Below are 20,707 nucleotides of genomic sequence, written 5' to 3' on the forward strand. Positions count from 1 at the left end.
GTCAGGGATCGCGCTCTGCGCCATCGGTGATGGCATCCTGATGACGCGATTATTTGGTATACAGTCTACATAAAATTCAATTGGAAGACATCTGGAATCGGTCGAATGGACGCAGCTGGCTCGCAAAAGGTGCCTGCCTTCCCCGTTTTAGCGCGAAAAATATGGGTTTGCACCAGATTGGGTGGATTCCCTAGTCCCGCTAGATTTCGCTTGTTTTGATGTATATCAAGAATATAGTATACGTTCATGGGGCAGCCATAGCCCCGCAAGACAAAACGATGGTCTCTACAGATAAAGATCCAAGGGGAATACATGCAACACGAAGCGGTGATTGGCGCGGCACACTGGATCTACCTATTGGGCGTGGCGGTGATCGTCCTGACCATGATCCTGCGGGCCAATGTGGTGGTGCCGTCGATTCTGGGTACGTTTCTGGTGGTGTTCGCGCTGACCGGTAGCCCGGTCTCGGCGCTGGGAGGCATTTTTTCGGCAAGCCTGGTGGCGGCCAAGGAGTTGTTCAACATCTTCCTGGTCATCGCTTTCATGACGGCGCTGCTCAATTCGCTGAAGACGCTGCGCTCGGATATCCGCATGGTGGAGCCGTTCCGGGTGGTGATGAAGAACGGCCATTCCGCGTTCTTCATCCTGGCTGGCATTACCTATGTGATTTCGCTGTTCTTCTGGCCCACGCCGGCGGTGCCGCTGGTCTCGGCCATCTTGCTGCCGGCAGCGATCGCGGCGGGCCTGCCGCCGCTGGCGGGCGCCATGGCCATCGCGATTGCGGGGCAGGGCATGGCGCTTTCGTCCGACTATGTGATTGGCGTGGCGCCCGGGATCAGCGCCAAGGCCGCCGGCGCCGCGGTCAGCGCGGTGGTGGTCGCCGATCGCGCGCTGGTGCTGTCGATCATTACCGGCGCTATCGCGCTGACCCTGGCCTATCTGTCGATGCGCAAGCACATCGTGCCCGCCAGCGGCGCCTTGCTGACCCATTGGCAAGCGCGCGCGGGCGGCGCCGTGGAAAAGGCCGAGCACGCCGGCACCTTCGACAAGGCCGAGATCGCGCGCGGCACCGAGCACGACGAGCCGCTCGTCACCGATGCCAATATCGAACGCAGCCTGGCCATGGTGGCGCTGCGCCGCGTCAAGTGGTCCAAGTGCTTCGCGGTGGTGACGCCGCTGGCCTTCCTGGCGGTGGTGGCCGTGATGGTGCTGCCGAAGATGGGTTCGGGCCTGCCGGAGTTGAAGGGTGGCGATGCGGCCGCGCTGGTTGGCGGCGTCGCGGCGCTGCTGATGATGCTGGCCACGCTGGCGGCGGAAGGCCCGCGCAAGATGCTCGATGTGTGCCCCGAGCACATCACCGATGGCTTTGTCTTCGCCTTCAAGGCCATGGGCTCGGTGCTGCCAATCGCCGGCTTCTTCTTTGTCGGCGCAGGCGAGACCGCGGCACAGATCCTGGGCGTCAGCGCCGACAAGGCGCCCAGCCTGCTGTTCGAGCTGATCCAGGCTTACCAGCACATGATTCCGGACAACCATGTGCTGGTGGCGTTTGGCGTGCTGCTGGTGGGCATGATCACCGGCATCGACGGCTCGGGTTTTGCGGGCCTGCCGCTGACCGGCACGCTGGCCGGTGCGCTGGGCCCGGTGGTGGGCTTCGATTCCGCCACGCTGGCGGCAATCGGGCAGATGGGCGCGGTGTGGACTGGCGGCGGCACGCTGATCGCATGGTCCTCCCTGATTGCGGTGGCCGGATTTGCCAGGGTGCCGGTGCTCGATGCGGTGCGCGCCTTGCTGTTGCCGGTGCTGGTCGGGCTGTGCGTATCCACCGTTTGCGCCATGTTCCTCTGGCGCTGACCCTGTCGCATTGAGCCGCAAGGAGCGAGGCCATCCGTGCCTCGCTTTTTTATTCCCGAAGCGCGAATCCCCCTTCCAAAAAACAGTAGACAGTATACAATCGGCATCAAGGTATCGGATGGCACGGATAAAGCCGCCCGGACCACGCGACGCAGTCCCCCACAACCTTGAACTCGTTCCCCCAGGAGCCCCCGATGGCCGAACTGATGAACCGTGATGATTTCCGTGCCGCCCTTGAAAACGCCATCAAGGGCAAGAGCGCCAACAAAGCCCCCTTCAGCGTGGCCTGGGCCAGCGGCAAACTCTCCCGCGACCACCTCGCCCGCTGGGCCGAGAACCACTATCACTACGTCGGCCCCTTCGCCGACTACCTCGCCTATATCTACGCTCGCACCCCCGACCGCTTCACCGAAGCCAAGGACTTCCTGCTGGCCAATATGTATGAGGAAGAAATCGGCGGCGACCGCCACACCGACCTCTTGATCCGCTTTGCCCAGGCCTGCGGCACCACCCGCGAGCGCGTGCTCGACCCCGACAACATGTCGCCCACCACCCGTGGCCTGCAAAGCTGGTGCTACGCGGTGGCCATGCGCGAAGACCCCATCGTGGCCGTCGCCGGCCTGGTCGTCGGGCTGGAATCCCAAGTGCCGTCGATCTACCGCAAGCAGACCCCCACCCTGCGCGACAAGTACAACTTCACCGACGAAGAAGTCGAATTCTTCGACCTGCATATCGTCTCCGATGAAATCCACGGAGAGCGCGGTTACCAGATCGTGCTGGAACACGCCAACACCCCGGAGCTGCAGCAGCGCTGCCTCAAGATCTGCGAGATCGGCGCCCAGATGCGCCTGCTCTACACCACCGCCCTCTATCACGACTATGTCGCGCAGGAAATCCCCCTGCCTGAACTGGACATGGCGGCCTGAGCCTGCCCCTGGGCGGCATCGCGGCATCGCATTGGCATTGACGGCCCCGCCCGGGGCCTGACCGGATGAAAGGCTTGGACATCATGGCAGTGGTAAAGACAGACGAATTCAACAACTACATCAACGGCGAATGGTCGAAGAGCGCCAGCGGGCGCACCTTCGACAACGTCAACCCGGCCGATACCGGCGATATCGTCGGCCGTTTCCAGGCCTCGACCGCGGTTGACGCGCAGGCCGCCGTGGCCGCCGCCGCGGCCGCGTTCGATGCGTGGAAGAAAACCCCCATCTCGAAGCGCGCCAAGATCCTCAACGGCGCCGCCGATTACCTGGAAGCCAACGCCGAACAGATCGCCGAGGAACTGACCCGCGAAGAAGGCAAGGCACTCAACCTGAGCAAGGATGAAGTGCTGCGCTCGGCGCAGACCATCCGCTTCTATGCCGTGGAAGGGCAGTCCTTCTCCGGCGAGACCTATCCCCAGGACGATCCCGACATGATCGTCTACAGCCAGCGCGAGCCGCTGGGCGTGGTGACCGTGATCTCGCCGTGGAATTTTCCGGTGTCGATCCCGGCGCGCAAGATTGCCCCGGCGCTGATCGCGGGCAACACCGTGGTGTTCAAGCCCTCGTCTGACGCGCCGCTGAGCGGCTACCGGCTGGCGCAGGCGTTTGTCGAAGCTGGCATCCCCAAGGGCGTGCTCAACTTCATCACCGGCCGTGCCGGCGACGTGGGCGCGGCCATTACCGAAGCACCGGCGGTGCGTGCGATCTCCTTTACCGGCTCCACGGCGGCTGGCCAGCATATCCATCGCTCGGTGTCGCTGAGCACGCGCACGCAGATGGAACTCGGCGGCAAGAACCCGCTGATCGTGATGGAAGACGCCGACCTGGACCGCGCGGTGGACCTCACTATCAAGGGTGGCTTGTCGCTCAGCGGCCAGGCCTGCACCGGCACCAGCCGCGTGCTGGTGATGGCTTCGGTCAAGGCCGCCTATACGGAGAAATTGCTGGCCAAGGTCAAGAGCCTGAAGATCGGCAGCGGCATGACGCCCGGCATGGACGTGGGCCCGCTCGCCACCCGCAAGCAGCTCGAAACGGTGCTCGGCTACGTGGAAGCGGGCAAGGCCGAAGCCACGCACCTGTGCGGCGGCGACCGCCTGGGCGGCGAGCCATACGACAAGGGCTTCTATGTCTCGCCGGCCGTCTTTACCGGCGTCACCCAGCAGATGCGCATTGCCCGCGAGGAAATCTTCGGGCCGGTGATCGCCATCATCGAGGTGAGCAGCTACGCCGACGCCATCGCCAAGGCCAACGACACCGAGTACGGCTTGTCGGCCGCCATCGTGACAAGCAACCCACGCTATGCGCACGACTTCGCCCATGACATCCAGTCGGGCACGGTCAAGATCAACCGCACCACCACGGGCAACCTGATCAACGCGCCGTTCGGTGGCCTCAAGCAATCCAGCACCTCTACCTTCCGCGAGTCGGGCCGGGCAGGGCTGGAGTTCTACACGCAAATCAAGACCGTCTACCGCGGCTGCTGACCCGGCGCGCCGGCAAGCCAACCCGCATTCACGCATCAAGCAGGAGCAGGACATGAGAAAAGCCATCAAGCTGGAACTGAAGGAAGCCCGTCACATGGTGGCGGCAGCCATCCGCAAGTCCGAGGAAATCGGCGTGCTGGAATCGATCTGCGTGGTCGACGACGGCGGCTACCCGCTGGCGCTGGAGCGCATGGACGGCGCGCGCATCACCGGCCCGCAGATCGCCTGGAACAAGGCCTTCACCGCCGCCGGCCACAAGCGCTCCACCCACCTGTTCAACCAGGCCCCCAACGGCCCCGCGCTGCCCGGCAATGAAGCCTTCGGCATCCAGTGGAGCTTCGAAGGCAAGTTCGCCGTGTTCGTAGGTGGCTTCCCGATCGTGGTCAACGGCGAAGTCATCGGCGGCATCGGCCTGAGCGGCGGCAACGGCGAACAGGACACCGCCGCAGGCGTGGCAGCGCTGCAGGCCCTGCAGGAACTGCTGGCCGGCGACGACCTGAAGGTGCTGACCGAAGCCGATATCAAGAAGTAATGATCAAGAAGTAAATCCAGACCTAGCGACAGCCCGCGCAAACCGCAAAAGTCACGCGATGCGAAGCGAGCCGTCAAGGTTTACCTAGGCCGTATGGGGCGCTCCGGGGGTGTCGCCCCATCCGGCGCGCCTTCTTTGCCTACTTTCTTGGCAAGACAAGAAAGTAGGTCGCCACCCCGCAGGGGTGGTGAAACTGCCTTTGACGTTAGGTTTCAGGTTTTAGGTTTTAGATCCAGAAGCCCATCCCCCCGCATTCCGAGTCCACCATGTCCTACCGCATCCATCTCATCGAATCCCAGCAATCGTTCGAAACCGGCGCCGGCGAAACGGTGCTGGACGGCGCCCTGCGCGCCAATGTGCAGATGGCCCACGACTGCCGCTTCGGTGGCTGCGCCACGTGCCGCGTCAGGCTGGTCGAAGGCGCGGTGGCCTATGACGAGTACCCCATGGGCCTGACCCCGGAAGAAGAGGCCGAAGGCTTCGCGCTGGCGTGCCAGGCGCGGCCCACCAGCGACCTGGTGATCAGCACGGCGCGCCCCGGCGAGCCATGCGCCGAGCCCGCGCGCCACACCGCGGTGATCCGCAAGATCGCGCCGCTCAGCGCCGACGTGGTGCACCTGACGCTGGAGCTGCCGCAGGCGCAGGCGCTTGACTACCGTCCCGGCCAGTACCTCAAGATCTTTACCGGTGACGGCATCGCGCGCAGTTTCTCGATGGCGTCGGTTCCCAAGGACCGCACGGTGGACCTGCACGTGCGCCGTATTCCCGGCGGCTACTTCACCGAGCGCTTGCTGGCGGGACTGCGCTCCGACGACCAGCTCGACGTGGAACTGCCGCTGGGCGGCTTCTATTTCCGCAAGGACGACTATCGCCCGCTGGTGATGGTGGCCACGGGCACCGGGCTGGCGCCGATCAAGAGCATCCTCGAGTCGCTGATGGACGATCCGGATTGCCCGCCGGTCTCGCTGTACTGGGGCATGCGCACCCAGGCGGACCTGTACCTGCACGAACAGATCCAGGCGTGGGGCGCGCGACTCTACGATTTCCAGTATGTGCCGGTGCTCTCGCGTGCCGACGGCGCATGGAGCGGCCGGCGCGGCCACGTGCAGCACGCCGTTGCCGCCGACCTGCCGGACCTGTCGGAGCACGCCATCTACCTGTGCGGCTCGCCCGACATGATCCGCGACGCCCGCGAGACCTTTCTCGGGCTCGGCGCCAGCGGCGCGCATATCTACGCCGACAGCTTCACATTCCAGCACAACTGAACCGGCACGCGCAGATCCTGCGGGCGGTGATTGCCGGCGACGCCGGCCACGCCTGTTGGCCCGCAAGCCCAGGCCCCCAGCCTCTCAGTGACGCAGCGCCACGGCAATGGCATGGTCCAGGTGTTCGATGCCGAAGGTCACGTCCTGTATTTCCCCGTTGACGAAGAATGCCGGCGTGCTGCGCACATGGCTGGCCATGCCGCTTTGCTGGTGCTCGCGCACGCGCTGCAGGTAGGTGTGGGACTTCATGTCGTAGTCATAACGCTCCAGGTCCAGTTCCAGCGCAGCGGCATACTCCCGCAGCATCGCCGGCTTGATGCCGTGATGTTGCTCGAAGAGCTGCTGGTGCATCGGCCAGAACTTGTGCTGGGCCGCCGCGGCCTCGGCAGCCTCCGCGGCGCCTTGCGCCAGCGGGTGCCAGGCCGTCAGCGGGAAATGGCGGTACACAAAGCGCACGCGGTCGTGGTAGCGGGCAAGCAGGATCTTCACGCCGCCGTAGGCCAGGCGGCAATACTGGCATTCGTAGTCGCCGTACTCGACCACGGTGACTTGGGCCGAGGCGGGCCCCAGTACATGGTCGGTCTTTTCAACGGGTGTCGACAGCATGACATTCTCCTTGCAGGATTGGCGCATGGGGGTCGGCTTGCGCGCGCGCCGGGCGCCGGGCACCCCTCAAGGAATGAACAGCTTGTCGATATAGCACCAGCGCCAGGTTTCGCCCGGCTCGAACGACTGGATCACCGGATGCTCCGTGGCCAGGAAATGCCGGGTGGCGTGCTGGTTGGGCGAGTCGTCGCAGCAACCAACATGGCCGCAACACAGGCACAAGCGCAGGTGCACCCATTCGTCGCCGCTGCGCAGGCATTCCTCGCAGCCTTCCGCGCTGGGTGTGACCGGATGGCTCAATGCAAGGTGCGCACACGTCGTTGTCATCGCCGTACTCCATCGTTGGCCCCGGCAGGGCGGGCCCGTGCCGCGCGCGGATGAGCCAGGGTCTTTTATTGTAGGCGGCGAAGATGCGAAGGGAAGCGCGGCAGTCACCGCGCGGCGCGCTTGCGTCGCCTAGACTCAACGGATGGCCTGTTGCGGCCTGAAGTCCCGATTTCGTATTTCGTATTTCGTCATTTCGTCATTACGTATTTGGCATTGCACTCAGGAGGATGTCATGACCTGCAAGATCCAGGTGGTCTTCTACAGCATGTATGGGCACGTCTACAAAATGGCGGAGGCCGTGGCGGCGGGCGCGCGAGAAGTCGATGGCGCCGAGGTGACGTTGCTCCAGGTACCGGAACTGGTGCCCGACGCCGTGCTGGAAAAGAGTGGCGCCAAGGCCGCTCGGGCGGCTTTTGCCCATGTGCCGGTGGCGGAGCCGGACAAACTGGCCGACGCCGATGCCATCCTGTTCGGCACCCCCACACGGTTTGGCAATATGTGCGCGCAGATGCGCAACTTTCTCGACCAGACCGGCGGGCTGTGGATGAGCGGCGGGCTGGTGGGCAAGGTCGGCAGTGTCTTTACCAGCACCGCCACCCAGCACGGTGGCCAGGAGACCACGATTACCAGCTTCCACACCACGCTGTTGCACCAGGGCATGGTGATTGTCGGCGTGCCCTACGCCGAAGCGCGGCTGCTGGACATGAGCCAGATCACGGGGGGCACGCCCTATGGCGCCTCCACCCTGACGGCCGCCGACGGCTCGCGCCAGCCGAGCGAGAACGAACTGGCGATCGCAAAGTATCAGGGCCGGCACGTGGCCGGCATAGCCGCCAAGCTCGCGGCGCGTTAGCCGGGCTGCTGGCCGGATGGCGGGCGGGCGGCTGCAGCTGCAGCTTCGGGTTCAGGTTCAGGTTCAGGCCGCTCGCTCGTTCTCCACCTCGGCCAGCACCGCGTCCAGGGTGTCGGCCAGCAGGTCGGCGTGCGCTTCGGTGAACACCATCGGCGGGCGGATCTTCAGGATGTTGGCCGCTTCGCCGGTGGCACCAACCAGCACGTGGCGCCGCCGCAGGCCGTTGACGATGCGCGCCGTGCGCGCGGTCGCGGGCCGCGCGGCATCGCCGTCTTCAACAAACTCCACCGCGACGAACAGCCCGGCCCCGCGGATATCGCCGATCAGTGGATGCCGCGCCGCCACGCCTGCCAGCCGCTCGCGCAGGTACTTGCCCACGCGCCGCACCTGCGCCATGAGTTGCGTCTGCTCGATAACGTCAAGCACCGCCATGCCGGCGGCGACAGACACCGGGTTGCCGCCGAAGGTGTTGAAGTAACGGCACTCGCGTCCAAACGCCTCCAGCACTTCGGGGCGCACGGCCAGCCCGGCCAGCGGATGCCCGTTGCCCATTGGCTTGCCCATGGTGACGATGTCCGGCACCACGCCATGGCGCTGGAATCCCCAGAACGCCTCGCCGGTGCGCCCCAGGCCGGGCTGTACCTCGTCGGCGATGAACACGCCGCCGGCCGCGCGGATGGCGGCGACCGCATCTTTCAGGAAGCCGGGCGGATCGGTGAAGATGCCGTCGCTGGAGAACACGGTGTCGACCAGCAGCGCGGCGGGGCGGATGCCATGCGCGCGCAGGTCCTCGATGGCGTGGCGCACACCGTCGGCAAAGACAGCACCGAGCTGCGCCGGCGCCACGCGGTAGCTGTCCGGCGCCGGCACGGTACGCACGTTGTCGCCGAGCTTCACGTAGCGCCCGAGCGAGGGCGATGCCTCGGCAATGGACGCGGTCACGCCGTGGTAGGCAAAGCGCGTGATGATCAGCCCTTGCGCGCCGGTGTGGGCGCGCGCGATGCGCATCGCGAGGTCGTTGGCCTCGCTGCCGGTGCAGGTGAGCATGGCATGGCCCAGCGCGTCCGGCATGGTGGCCAGCAGGCGCTCCGCATAATCCAGGATGCCCTCGTGCAGGTAGCGTGTGTGCGTGTTGAGCTGCGCCGCCTGGCGGGCAATGGCTTGCACCACCTGTGGATGGCAATGGCCGACCGATGCCACATTGTTGTACGCATCGAGGTAGCGCTCGCCGGTGGCGTCGTAAAGCCAGACGCCATCGCCGCGCACGATGTGCAGCGGCGCCTCGTAGAACAGGCGGTACGCCGGCCCGAGCACGCGGGCGCGCCGCTCGGTCAGTGCTGCAACGCTAGGGGTGGCTGCTGCCGTGGTCATCGGATTCCTTGGTGTCGTGGTCACGCCACCGCGCAGGCGCGGCGCAGGACGGAGCGTGCTTGTTCGATGGGGATCGCGTCGCAGGCTGCCAGCCGGTCCCAGGAGACCGCGTTGTTGCGCAGCAGGTAAGGCGCGTTTTCCGGATGCCGCGCGGCGCGCCAGCCGCTGATGGCTACCACCATCACCAGCCGGGCCTGCACCAGGTCAAACAGCACGTCTACCTCATCGGCTTGCAGCGGCAGTACTGCGTGATAGGTGGCGGCAAAGTCCGCCAGCGTGGCCATGGTGTCGCCGGCAGGGTCAACCTGATAGGCGGCGGCAACGGCCAGGTCGTCGATCAGGGGCGCATGGACCATGTCGCCAAAATCCAGCACGCCCGCAATGCGCGCATGGTCTTGCGGGTCGACCAGCACGTTATAGATATTGAAGTCGTTGTGGATCGGCTGGGCCCGCAGGTGCGCCAGCCGGGGCTGCACATTGGCGGCAAAGCGATCCAGCGCGCGGTTTGCCAGCGCGCGGCGCGCCGCGTCCGGGACGCTGTCGAGCAGGCCGCGCACGCGGTCGGCGCGCTGGATGTCCCACGGCAGCTCGAGTTCGCCGGCGGGATGGCGCAAGTCGCGCAGCGCCAGGTCGAGCCGGGCCAGCGTGCGCGCCAGCTCCCGTGCCTGCGCTTGCGAGCGCTGCGCCTTGGGCAGCGGCACGCCGGGCAGGTAGGTGAACAGGCGCACCACGCGCGCTTCGCCCCCGGGTGGCTGGGCGATCAGCGATGGCTGGCCCGCCAGGGTTGGCACGATGCGCTGCACGGGCAGGGCGGGGTCGGCCGCCGCGATGTGCAGCAGCGCCTGGGTCTGGAAGTCCGCCACCAGTGGTAGCTCGGCCGGGTGGGATACCTTGAGCATGTAGCTTGCCGCCGGCGTTTCCAGCAAGAAGTTCCGATCGCGCTCGCCGCTCAGCGAGGAGAGCCGGCCGGCCAGCCCGTAGTGCTGCGTGAGCAGCGCCATCGCCCACGTCACGGGGACGTCGGGCGAGCCTTCGCTAAGCACATCGGAGGCTGCCAGTGCCGCGCTTGCCGGCCCGTTCATGCCGCGCTCGCGAAGCCGCGCAGCGCGCTGGACAGGTTGGGCCCGAGATCGTCGGAGAGATACCCGCCTTCCTGCACCAGCACCGTCGGCAAGCCCAGCCGCGCGATTTCCGCGGTGATCAGCGCGAAGCCGGGCGTGGTGACGGCCAGTGCCTGGTACGGGTCGCGCTCGTGCGCGTCCAGCCCCAGCGCCACCACGAGCGCGCCGGGCGCGAAGGCACGGATGCTTTGGCACACGTCGCGCAGCGCCGCCAGGTAGGCCTCGTCGCCGGTGCCGCGCGCCAGCGGGCGGTTGATGTTGTAGCCGAGGCCCTCCGCCTCGCCGCGCTCGTGCGCGTGTCCGGTGAAGAAGGGCGTGAACAGCATCGGGTCGCCATGCAGCGACACGGTCAGCACATCGTTGCGCCGGTAGAAGATGCCCTGGGTGCCGTTGCCGTGGTGCATGTCGATGTCGAGAATGGCGACGCGGTCATGGTGGCGGCGCAGGTGCTGCGCGGCAATGGCGGTGTTGTTCAGGTAGCAAAAGCCGTTGGCGCGGTCCGCATAGGCGTGGTGGCCCGGCGGGCGGCACAGCGCATAGGCGGCGCGTTCGCCGTCGGCGACCAGTTGCGCGGCGTGGGTGGCCACGTCGGCCGAGCCGACCGCCGCGCGCCAGGTGTTGGGCCCGATGGAGCAAGCGGCATCGCCCATGTGGAAGCCAGCCTGGCCGACCACGCTGTCGGGATAGGTGCAGGGCTGCCCGGGGAAGGGATGGATGTTGGGCAAGACCTCTTCGGAGGCGTCAGGCAGCAGTTGCCAGCGGTCGTACGCGGTTTCCAGGAAGCGCAGGTATTCCGGCGTGTGGATCGCGGCGCGCGGGCCGGGGCCGTGATCGGCGGGGGCGATCACGTCGTGGCCATCGGCGCGCACCGCTGCCAGGAGGCGCAGGGCGCGCTCGGGCTGCTCGTTGCTGCGTTTCATCTTGCCGCGCACCATGAACGCGTGCGGGTCGTGGTCGAGATGCAGATCGCTGTAGACGACTTTCATAGGACGGACTCCACGGGGGGCGCCTCGGCGGCGCCTTGTTTTTGCATGAACACCGCCCGGACATGGACCCAGGCGTCATCGATATGGAAGCGCACCGCGGCTTGCGCGGCGGCTTCGTCGCGCCGCGCAATCGCCTCGGCAATGGGGCGATGGGTCTCGGCCACGGCCTTCGGATCGTGGTACACGCTGTCGATCAGCGCCACGATCATGCGGATCTCCGTTTGCATCATGGAGAACATGCGATGCAGGTAGGCATTGCCGGACAGCTCGCAGATGGCCGTGTGGAACGCCAGGTCGCGCGCCACGCGCTCGATCTGCGGCAGCGATTCGGCCTCCTGCACCATGCGGTCGACCATGGCCACGAGCTGCTTCAGCCCGGCCTCCGGCGCCTGCTTGCAGGCGAGCGATGCGGCCATCAGCTCCAGGTTCAGCCGTACCTGGAACAGGTCGTCGATCTCGCGCACCGTCACCGTGCGCACCGCAAAGCCATGGCGCGGGCGCGAGACCAGCACACCTTGGCGCTCCAGCCGCCGCGCCGCCTCGCGCACCGGCGCGCGGCTGACATTCATGCGGCGGGCGATGTCGGCCTCGACGATGCGGCTGCCGGGCGGGAGCCGGCCTTCGACGATGGCCTGCGTGAGTTGCGCCTCCACCGCCGCCACCAGGTCGGAGACTTCGATGGAGGCAAAGGGCGAGGATTCGTCGAATGCGGAATCAGACATGGGTTTAGTCCTTGGGTCGGGCTACGACCGGCTTTACCGGCGGCGCCGGCGGCGCGGGCGGCGCCTGCCGCCCGCGCAATGCGAGGTAGCCGCCCGACAGCATGATCAGCACGATGCCCGCCAGCGCGATGCCATCGGGCGGGCGCTGGAAGACAAAGGTGCTGATCAGCACGGCGAGCAGCAGTTGAAAGTAATTGAGCGGCGCGAGCGTGGAGGCGGCAACGCGCCGGAAGGCGGCCAGCAGCAGCAACTGGGCCAGGCCGCTGCAGGCGCCACCGGCCATCATCAGCAAGATGTCGGGCGCGGGCGGCATGACCTCAGGCAGCGTCGCCAGCGCCGGCACGCCGGTCACCACCAGGCAGATCAGCGCGGTCCAGGCATAGAGCACCGGGCCGGCGACCACGCCGGCCAGCCGGCGCGTCAGCAGTTGGAAGGCCGCGTAGCACACGGCCGAGACGATCATCAGCACGGTGCCGGCCAAGGGCAGGTCACCGCCTGGCCGCACGATCAGCAGCATGCCGCCAAAGCCGGCCAGCACCGCCGCCCACTGCGCGCGCCCCACCCGTTCGCCCAGCACCGCCGGCGACAGCGCCACCATGATCAGCGGCGCGGTGAAGTAGATGGCGGTGGCCTCTGCCAGCGGCATGTGCACCAGTGCCGCCATGAAGCAGCTCGCCACGATGCCAAGCGCCAGCCCGCGTGCCAGCAGCAGCCATTTGCAGGGCGTGCGCCACAGCTTCAGGCCGCCTTCGCGCAGCAGCCACACCAGCGCGATGACGCTCACCGACACATAGCGGGTCAGGTTCATCATGGGCGCCGAGTGATCGCGCAGCATCCATTTGCAGAAGGCGTCGTAGCTGGCAAAGGCCACCAGCGCGCAGAAGAACAGCGCGATGCCATCGCGGCGCGCACTCGCCGTGGTGAGCCGTAGCGAAGGATTGGCCGGGCCGGTCATCAGGCCGCAGCCTTGTTATCACCATGGCCGGCATTGCCGCCCTTGCTGCTGGCAGGGAGCTCACGCTCCAGCGCCACCATGGCGCGCTCGAACCGCGTGAACAGCTCGTCGATCTGCGCCTCGGTGATGATCAGCGGCGGGCAGAACGCAATGGTGTCGCCCATGGCGCGCACGATCAGGCCGTGCTCCTGCGCCAGCTGGGCCAGGCGCGGGCCAGCCTTCAGGGCTGGGTCGAAGGCGCGCCGCGCTGCCGGATCCGCCGCCAGCTCGACCGCGCCCAGCAGGCCAACCCCGCGCACCTCGCTCACCAGGGCTCGCCCGGCATAGGCACGCAGCGCTTGCTGGAAGCGGGGCGCGATGGCGTTCACATGATCCAGGATGTGGTCATCCTCGTAGACGCGCAGCGTCTCCAGCGCCACCGCCGTGGTGACAGGATGGCCCGAGTAGGTGAAGCCGTGGCCGAAGGTGCCGATCTTGCCGCTGTTGGCGGCAATGGCCGCGTGCACCGTCTCCGACACCATCACCGCCGAAATCGGCATGTAGCCGGAAGACAGCGCCTTGGCGCAGGTGAGGATATCGGGCCGCATGCCGTAGGTGGTGGAGCCGAACATCGCGCCGGTCCGGCCAAAGCCGCAGATCACCTCGTCGGCGATCAGCAGGATGTCATGGCGGCGCAGCACGGCCTGGATCTCGGCAAAGTAGGTGGCCGGCGGCACGATCACGCCGCCCGCGCCCATCACCGGCTCGGCGATAAAGGCGCCGATGGTGTCCGGGCCTTCCGCCTGGATCAGTGCTTCGAGCTCCTGCGCCAGGCGGCTGGCGAACGCCGCCTCGCTCTCGCCCGGCGCGCCGTAGCGGTAGTGGTGCGGGCAGCCGGCGCGCAGGATGCGGTCGATGGGCAGGTCGAAATCGCGGTGATTGGCCTGCAAGCCGCTCAGGCTCGCCGCCGCCACGGTAACGCCGTGATAGGCGTTGGTGCGCGCGATGATCTTCTTCTTGTCCGGCTTGCCGATGGCGTTGTGGTAGTACCAGACCAGCTTGACGGCGGTGTCGTTGGCCTCCGAGCCGGAGTTGGCGAAGAACACCTTGGACATCGGCACCGGCGCCATCGCGACCAGCTTCTCGGCCAGCATGATGGCCGCCGGGTTGGAACGATGGTTGAACGTGTGATAGTAGGGCAGCGTGCGCATGGCCTCGACGCCGGCCTCGATCACGCGCGCATGGCTGAACCCGAGCGAGCTGCACCACAGGCCGGACATCCCCTCCAGGTAGCGCTTGCCCTGGTCGTCCTCCACATAGATGCCGTCGCCTTTGGTGATGACGAGCGGGCCGACGCCGGGGTGGGCGGCCAGGTTGGTAAAGGGGTGCAGGTGGGCCGCGATATCGTCTGCGGCAAGGGCGGCGTGAGAGGGCAAGGCGACGGTCATGTCAGTGACGTCCTGTTGTTGGTATCGGGTGTGTCGGAGCGCTGGGGCAGCGGCATGCCAAGGTCAAACGCGTCAATATCAATATCCCTGTGCCGGGTCGACTGCCACGGCAGGTCGCTGCCCGCGGCGCAGCTGGGCCAGATTATCCAGCGTCTGGCGCGCGATTGTCGCCGGATCGGTGCGGGCCGCCACGTGCGGCGTGACGTTGATGCGCGGATGCCGCCAGAACGGGTGCCCGGATGGTAGCGGCTCGTGCTGGAAGGCATCCAGCGTGGCCGCGCCCAGCGTGCCGTCGTCCAGCGCGCGCAGCAGGTCGGGCTCGACCAGGTGGCCGCCCCGGCCTACGTTGATCAGGTGCGCGCCGCACGGCAGGCGGGCGAACAGGTTCGCGCACAGGAAACCCTGCGTCTGCGCGGTCAGCGGCAGCAGGCAAACCAGCGCGTCGCAGCCTGCCAGGAAGGCATCCAGGCCGTCCTGGCCGTGGAAGGCTTCCACGCCTTCGGGCAGGCCCGCCTTGGGGCTGCGGCTCCAGCCGCGCACCGCATAGCCCACCGCCTGCAGCGCGCGGGCGCTGGCAATGCCCAGCGTGCCCAGCCCCGCAATGCCCACGCGGTGCCGCGGCGGCGCCACGATGGGCTGCTCCTGCCACTGCCCGGCCGCCGCGCTGGCAAGATAAGCGCCCATGCTGCGCTGGTGCTGGATCACGGCCCACGTCACGTAGGCCGTCATGGTGCCGGCCATGGCGGTATCCACGATGCGGCAGACGGTTGGCCCGGATGGCAGGTCCGGATCGCTGTGCAGGTGGTCGATGCCCGCGCCCAGCGACTGCACCAGGCGCAGCTTGGGCATGGCCGCCAGCAAGCCGGGCGGGGGCGCCCAGCAAACCGCGGCGTCGATGTCGTCAAGCGTGCCCAGGTCGGGGCCCACGCGCAGGTCCAGCCCGGGCGCCGCCGCGCGGAAGGCGGGTACCAGGTAGTGCATGTCGAGCACGCCGCTGAGCAATGCCACGCAGGGGGGCTTGGTTGTCGTCATGTCCATCTTGTTGAGTGTCCCGGCCAGGTTGTCGAGGTTGGCGCGGGTCATGCGTAGCCCCCGACCGCTTGCAGGTGGGCCGGCGCCGGTGTCTCTGATGTCTTTGGTGCCTCTGCGGCCTCTGTGGCCTCCTGCACCCGGGTCAAGCGCGGGATGGCTTCGATCAGCTTGCGCGTGTACGGATGCTCGGGCGCGCTCAGCACGCGGGCCGTCTCGCCGTACTCGACCACCTCGCCGCGCTGCATGACGGCGATCTTGTCGCACATCTGTGCGGCCACGCGCAGGTCGTGGGTGATGAAGACCATGGCCAGCTTGAACTGCTCGCGCACCTTGGCGAACAGCTCCAGCACCTGCGCCTGCACCGACACATCCAGCGCGGAGACGGGCTCGTCGGCCACCAGCAATTCCGGCTGCATCGCCAGCGCCCGGGCAATGCCGATGCGCTGGCGCTGCCCGCCGGAGAACTCATGCGGGTAGCGCTCGGCCGCCTCCGGCCCCAGCCCGACCAGCCCGAGCAGCTCCAGCGTGCGCGCCTGTGCCTCCTGGCGCGATACGCCCTGCGCGATGGGGCCGGCAGCGATGGCCGCACCGATCCGATGCCGGGGATTGAGCGAGGCGTAAGGGTCCTGGAACACCATCTGCAGCTTGCCGCCCGCGCGCTGCAGCAGCCCGCCGCCTTGCGACAGGTTGCGTCCGTTGATCACGATGCGGCCACTGTCGAACGGCGCCAGGCCAACGATGCAGCGGCCCACCGTCGATTTGCCCGAGCCCGATTCACCCACCAGCCCGAGCGTTTGCCCGCGCAGCAGCTCAAAGTTCACGTTGCGCGCGGCCTGCACCTCGCGCCCGCGCCGCAGCAGGCCGCCACCGGTGCGGTAGGTCTTGCACAGGTCCTGCACCTGCAGCACGCGGTTGACCTCTGCCTGCACCGGCGGCTGGCGCAGGTGCCCGCCGGGAATGGCGCTGATCAGCTTGCGCGTATAGGGATGCTGCGGATCGGTCAGCACGCGCGCGGCCGGCCCGGCCTCGACGATGGTGCCGGTCTGCATCACCACCACCTGGTCGGCGATCTCCGACACCACGCCGAAATCGTGCGTGATGAACAGCACGGCCATGCCGCGCCGCTTTTGCAGGTCGCGGATCAGTTGCAGGATCTGCGCCTGCGTGGTGACGTCGAGCGCGGTGGTGGGCTCGTCGGCGATCAGCAGGCGCGGCTCCAGCGCCATGGCGCACGCGATCATCACGCGCTGGCGTTGCCCGCCCGACAGGCGGAAGGGGTAGCTGTCGTACAGCAGCTCCGGATCGGGCAGGCCCACATCGGCCAGCGCCGCCACGATGCGCTTGCGCTTCTCGGCCGCGCCCAGCCGCTGGTGCGCATCGAACACTTCGGCGATCTGGTCGCCGATGCGCATGACCGGGTTGAGCGCCGTCATGGGTTCCTGGAACACCATGCCGATCTTCTGCCCGCGCAGCTCGCGCATGGCGTCGTCATCCAGCTGCAGCAGGTCCTGGCCCTCGAACAGGATGCGCCCGGCCACAGGCTCCACATGGGGCCGCGGCAGCAGGCCCATCACCGCATTGGCGATCATGGATTTGCCGGAGCCGGACTCGCCCACCACGCACAGCGTCTGGCCCGCTTCCAGCGTCAGCGAGGCTGCCTGCACGGCCAGCGCGCGGTCGCCGCCGGCAGGCAGGCGGATGCTCAGTTCCTGGATATCTAGTACCGGTGTGCTCATCGTCCGCTCCCGCCAAGGCGCGCATTGAGCGCGTCGTTCAGGCCTTCGCCCACCATATTGAGCGCCAGCACCGTCAGCAGGATGGCCGTGCCGGGAAACACCGCCATCCACCAGGCCTGGCGCAGCACGGTGCGCGCCGAGCCCACCATATAGCCCCAGCTCATGTGGTTTGGGTCGCCCAGACCCAGGAAGCTCAGGCTGGATTCGAGCAGGATGGCGGTCGCCACCATCAGCGAGGCCATCACGACGATGGGCGAGCTGGCATTGGGCAGGATCTGCGACAAGATGATGCGCGGTGTCGATTGCCCGGCCAGCTTCGCGGCCTGGACAAAATCGCGCTGGCGCAACGTGAGGAACTCGCTGCGCACCAGGCGCGCCACCGGCGGCCAGGACACGATGGCGATCGCCGCCACGATGGAGCCGATGGACGGCTCGAAGATCGCCACCAGCACCAGCGCCAGCGCAAAGCTCGGCACCGCCTGGAACAGCTCGGTGAAGCGCATCAGCGCCGCATCGATCCACCCGCCGAAGTAGCCGGAAATGGCGCCCAGTGTCACGCCGATCAAGAGCGAGACCACCGTGGACACCACGCCGATCAGCAACGAGATGCGCGCGCCGTGGATCACGCCCGCCAGGATGTCGCGCCCCATGGTGTCGGTGCCCATGGCAAAGCCGGGTTCCTGCATCGGTTGCAGGAACGGCTGCTGCACCATGTCCCAGGGATCATGCCCGGCCATCCACGGCCCGAACAGCGCAAGCACGGCAAAGCCCACCAGTACCACCATGCCGAGCACGGCTGCCTTGTTGCGGCAGAACCGCCGCCAGAAAGTGTTTTTCATTGCATCTCGATCCGCGGGTCGACCAGCGTGTAGACAAAGTCGGTCAACAGGTTGAACAACACGGCCATGGCCGCGGTGACCAGGAAGCAGCCCAGCAGCAGGTTGTAGTCACGCTGCAGCAGGGCGTCGAACATCAGGCGGCCAATGCCGGGCCAGGCGAACACCGTCTCGGTCAGCACCGCGCCGCCGATCATGCCGCCGGCCTGGATGCCGGCCAGCGTCACCACCGGCAGCAGGGCGTTGCGCAGGATGTGGGCGCGCTGGATGCGCCCGGGCCGCACACCCTTGGCGCGCGCGGTCTTGACGAAATCCATCTGCGCCACTTCCAGCATCGAGGCTCGCGTCATGCGCGCATATACCGCCATGTAGAACAGCGCAAGGGTGAGCGCTGGCAGCACCAGGTGCGTGGCAATGTCGAACACCAGCGCCAGGCCATGCAGGTCCGCCCCCACGGTGAAGTAGCCAAAGCCGGGCAGCCAGTCGAGCTTGACCGAAAACAGCAGCACCGCCATCATCGCCAGCCAGTACAAGGGCGTTGCGTAGAACACCAGGGCGAACAGGGTGATGGCGTTGTCCACCCAGCTCCCCGCGCGCCGGCTGGCCCACGCCCCCAGCACCACGCCGAACAGCACGGAGAGCACGAAGGCGCTGCCGGTCAGGATCAGCGTGGCCGGCAGGCGCTGCAGGATCAGGTCCAGCACCGGCTGCTGCTGGCGGTAGGAGTAGCCCAGGTCCAGGTGCACCACGTGGCCGAGGTAAGTGGCAAGCTGCTCCGGCACCGGCTTATCCAGCCCGAACTGCGTGCGCAACTGCGCCACGAACTGCGGGTCGGAGGCCCCGGCCTCGCCAGCCATCACCGAGACAGGGTCTCCCGGCGCGGCCCGGATCAGCAGGAAGTTGACGGTAGCGATGACCAGGATCGCGATCACGCCCTGTACCACCCGGCCTAGCATGCGCTGCGTACGACTCATGGCTTTGCCCCAGAGATAAAGATGACTGCCATCACGCCAGCCAGGCGCGGCCGATGCCGTCGTTCAGGCCAATGCCGGAACTGATGGGATTGTTGATGCGGCTGCGGTACAGCGTGGGGAAGTTGAGCTCGTGCAGCCACACCACCGGCATCTCGTCGACCAGGATCTTCTGCACTTCGTGGTAGATCGCTGCACGCTTGACGGGGTCGATCTCGCGCGCGCCAGCCTGGAACAATTCGTCGACCTTGGCGTTGCGATAGCCCTCCACATTGTTGAAGGGCGAGCCCTGCGCGATGTTGTCCGAGGTGTAGTTGCGCGCCACGCCCAGCGCCGGGTCGCCATACTGGTAGACGTAGGTGAAGGCCAGGTCGTAGTCCCACTTGTTCAGCCGCTCGCCCCAGCCCGCCACGTCGGTAGGGGTCATTTCGATCTTCACGCCGGCCTGCTGCAGGTTCTGCCGCACGATCTCGGCCGAGCGGGTCCAGGTTTCGCCGTAGGGCAGGGGCAGCAGGCGCAGGGTTTCGCCCTTGTAGCCGGATTCGCTCAGCAGCTGCTTGGCGCGGGCCAGGTCGCGCGGATACTTGGCCACGTCGGTGCTGGCGTACTTGATATGGCTGTTGAAGGGGCCGGTGGCGCTCTTGGCATAGCCTTGCCATGCCACCTTGGCGATCGCGTCGCGGTCGATGGCAAAGGCCAGCGCCTGGCGGAACTTGATGTTGTCCATCGGCGCCTTGCGGTTGTTGACCCACAGCCACGAGTGCGGCGCGAAGAATTCCCAGCCCTTGGTGGTGACCTGCACGCCGGGCAGCTTGCTCAGGCGCGCCACGTCGAAGTACTCCACCGCGCCGCCGGGCACCAGGTCGACCTTGCCGGACTCGAACGCCGCGGCGCGCGCCGACGCATCGGGGATCACGTGGAAGTACACGCTGTCGACCAGCGGCACATCGGGCTGGTGATACGCATCGTTGCGCACCAGCTGGATGTACGAGCCGCGCACCCATTCCTTGAACTTCAGCGGGCCGGTGCCGATGGGCTTGGCGTTGGCCGGGTTGGTCAGGAAATCCGTGCCCTCGTAGATGTGCTTGGGCACCATGGGCATGGTGCCCACTTCGAAGATGCCTAGAAACGGGCTGAACGGGTACTTCAGCTTGAACTCCACCGTGAGCGGGTCCACGGCGCGGATGCTCTCCACCGCCGCCAGGTTGGCGCGCAGCCGGGCGTGGGTCTTGCGCAGGAACACATCGGCGGAGAACACCACGTCGGCCGCGGTAAACGGCTTGCCGTCATGCCAGGTGACCTTGGGCTTGAGCTTGAACGTGTACACGGTGCCGGCCGGGTTCACCGTCCACGAGGTCGCCAGCGCTGGCTGCGGTTCCAGCTTTTCGTCGTAGCGCAGCAGGCCCTCATAGATGTTGCCGGAGATCAGCTGGGTGGGGCCGTTCTGGGTAATGCCGATCATCAGGCCGGAAGGCTCAGGCTGGACGAGCGCGTTGATCACGCCGCCCTTCTTGCCGGCCGCGAGGACGTGGAAAGGCACACCGGCGAGCGACAGCCCGGTGGTGGCAACACCCATTTTGATCAGTTGGCGACGATTCATTGCGGAACTCTCCTGGGGGCTAGGGATGGGTAACTGGCAAGACGGA

At 67.0% G+C, this 20,707-nt stretch carries 19 protein-coding genes; 6 read left to right on the forward strand and 13 right to left on the reverse strand.

The window, feature by feature from the left end; genetic code table 11:
• Positions 1–312: 312 nt before the first annotated feature.
• The 5 genes from A9975_RS10750 to A9975_RS10770 all read left to right on the forward strand — a co-directional run bounded on the left by A9975_RS10750 (position 313) and on the right by A9975_RS10770 (position 6,118).
• The gene (locus tag A9975_RS10750) at positions 313–1,851 is read left to right on the forward strand and encodes a hypothetical protein (RefSeq protein WP_183032677.1); all 1,539 of its coding nucleotides are present in this window, start codon (positions 313–315) and stop codon (positions 1,849–1,851) included.
• A 194-nt stretch (positions 1,852–2,045) separates the two neighbouring features.
• A complete protein-coding gene (locus A9975_RS10755) occupies positions 2,046–2,777 on the forward strand; it encodes a TenA family transcriptional regulator (RefSeq protein ID WP_183032674.1) in 732 nt (243 codons plus the stop codon).
• A gap of 83 nt (positions 2,778–2,860) precedes the next feature.
• A complete protein-coding gene (locus A9975_RS10760) occupies positions 2,861–4,321 on the forward strand; it encodes an aldehyde dehydrogenase family protein (RefSeq protein WP_183032678.1) in 1,461 nt (486 codons plus the stop codon).
• Positions 4,322–4,373: 52 nt separating this feature from the next.
• Positions 4,374–4,853: a heme-binding protein gene (locus A9975_RS10765; RefSeq protein ID WP_174428033.1), complete on the forward strand. Its 480-nt coding sequence runs from the start codon at positions 4,374–4,376 to the stop codon at positions 4,851–4,853.
• Between the two features lie 266 nt (positions 4,854–5,119).
• Positions 5,120–6,118 carry a 2Fe-2S iron-sulfur cluster-binding protein gene (locus A9975_RS10770; RefSeq protein ID WP_183032679.1) on the forward strand — a complete coding sequence of 333 codons (999 nt, stop codon included), beginning with the start codon at positions 5,120–5,122 and terminating at the stop codon, positions 6,116–6,118.
• Positions 6,119–6,202: 84 nt separating this feature from the next.
• On the opposite strand, the gene A9975_RS10775 is transcribed toward A9975_RS10770, so the two are convergent.
• Both A9975_RS10775 and A9975_RS10780 read right to left on the reverse strand, forming a co-directional pair.
• Complete coding sequence (locus tag A9975_RS10775) at positions 6,203–6,724, reverse strand: DsbA family protein (protein ID WP_183032680.1); 522 nt, start codon at positions 6,722–6,724, stop codon at positions 6,203–6,205.
• 66 nt (positions 6,725–6,790) lie between these two features.
• Entirely contained in the window at positions 6,791–7,051 is a 261-nt protein-coding gene (locus A9975_RS10780) for a UBP-type zinc finger domain-containing protein (protein ID WP_150988164.1), read from the reverse strand.
• A gap of 232 nt (positions 7,052–7,283) precedes the next feature.
• On the opposite strand from A9975_RS10780, the gene wrbA reads away from it, so the two are divergent.
• Positions 7,284–7,904, forward strand: a complete 621-nt coding sequence (wrbA, locus tag A9975_RS10785; RefSeq protein ID WP_150988161.1) for an NAD(P)H:quinone oxidoreductase — start codon at positions 7,284–7,286, stop codon at positions 7,902–7,904.
• Between the two features lie 63 nt (positions 7,905–7,967).
• Here wrbA and A9975_RS10790 read toward each other — a convergent pair whose 3' ends face one another.
• The 11 genes from A9975_RS10790 to A9975_RS10840 form a co-directional block, all read right to left on the reverse strand.
• Positions 7,968–9,275, reverse strand: coding sequence for an aspartate aminotransferase family protein (locus A9975_RS10790; protein WP_183032681.1), 1,308 nt, complete (start codon positions 9,273–9,275; stop codon positions 7,968–7,970).
• Between the two features lie 20 nt (positions 9,276–9,295).
• Positions 9,296–10,357 (reverse strand): phosphotransferase, encoded by a 1,062-nt coding sequence (locus tag A9975_RS10795; RefSeq protein WP_183032682.1) that lies wholly within the window; start codon positions 10,355–10,357, stop codon positions 9,296–9,298.
• Positions 10,354–11,382, reverse strand: a complete 1,029-nt coding sequence (locus A9975_RS10800; RefSeq protein WP_183032683.1) for a histone deacetylase family protein — start codon at positions 11,380–11,382, stop codon at positions 10,354–10,356. The genes A9975_RS10795 and A9975_RS10800 overlap by 4 nt, the downstream gene beginning before the upstream one ends.
• Positions 11,379–12,104: a GntR family transcriptional regulator gene (locus tag A9975_RS10805; protein ID WP_183032684.1), complete on the reverse strand. Its 726-nt coding sequence runs from the start codon at positions 12,102–12,104 to the stop codon at positions 11,379–11,381. The genes A9975_RS10800 and A9975_RS10805 overlap by 4 nt, the downstream gene beginning before the upstream one ends.
• A gap of 4 nt (positions 12,105–12,108) precedes the next feature.
• On the reverse strand, positions 12,109–13,059 hold the full coding sequence (locus A9975_RS10810) for a DMT family transporter (RefSeq protein WP_183032685.1): 951 nt from the start codon (positions 13,057–13,059) through the stop codon (positions 12,109–12,111).
• Entirely contained in the window at positions 13,059–14,486 is a 1,428-nt protein-coding gene (locus A9975_RS10815) for an aspartate aminotransferase family protein (RefSeq protein WP_183032686.1), read from the reverse strand. The genes A9975_RS10810 and A9975_RS10815 overlap by 1 nt, the downstream gene beginning before the upstream one ends.
• Positions 14,487–14,564: 78 nt before the next feature.
• On the reverse strand, positions 14,565–15,569 hold the full coding sequence (locus A9975_RS10820; protein WP_370564350.1) for a 2-hydroxyacid dehydrogenase: 1,005 nt from the start codon (positions 15,567–15,569) through the stop codon (positions 14,565–14,567).
• Positions 15,566–17,254 carry an ABC transporter ATP-binding protein gene (locus A9975_RS10825; protein ID WP_183032687.1) on the reverse strand — a complete coding sequence of 563 codons (1,689 nt, stop codon included), beginning with the start codon at positions 17,252–17,254 and terminating at the stop codon, positions 15,566–15,568. The genes A9975_RS10820 and A9975_RS10825 overlap by 4 nt, the downstream gene beginning before the upstream one ends.
• Positions 17,251–18,093: an ABC transporter permease gene (locus tag A9975_RS10830; RefSeq protein ID WP_174428021.1), complete on the reverse strand. Its 843-nt coding sequence runs from the start codon at positions 18,091–18,093 to the stop codon at positions 17,251–17,253. Before A9975_RS10830 ends, A9975_RS10825 begins: the two co-directional genes overlap by 4 nt.
• Complete coding sequence (locus A9975_RS10835; protein ID WP_183032688.1) at positions 18,090–19,064, reverse strand: ABC transporter permease; 975 nt, start codon at positions 19,062–19,064, stop codon at positions 18,090–18,092. Before A9975_RS10835 ends, A9975_RS10830 begins: the two co-directional genes overlap by 4 nt.
• A 31-nt stretch (positions 19,065–19,095) precedes the next feature.
• Positions 19,096–20,661 carry an ABC transporter substrate-binding protein gene (locus tag A9975_RS10840; RefSeq protein WP_150988135.1) on the reverse strand — a complete coding sequence of 522 codons (1,566 nt, stop codon included), beginning with the start codon at positions 20,659–20,661 and terminating at the stop codon, positions 19,096–19,098.
• Positions 20,662–20,707 lie beyond the last annotated feature (46 nt).

This window comes from Cupriavidus sp. UME77, assembly GCF_014170355.1.
In the GTDB taxonomy this organism is placed as follows: Bacteria; Pseudomonadota; Gammaproteobacteria; order Burkholderiales; family Burkholderiaceae; genus Cupriavidus; species Cupriavidus basilensis.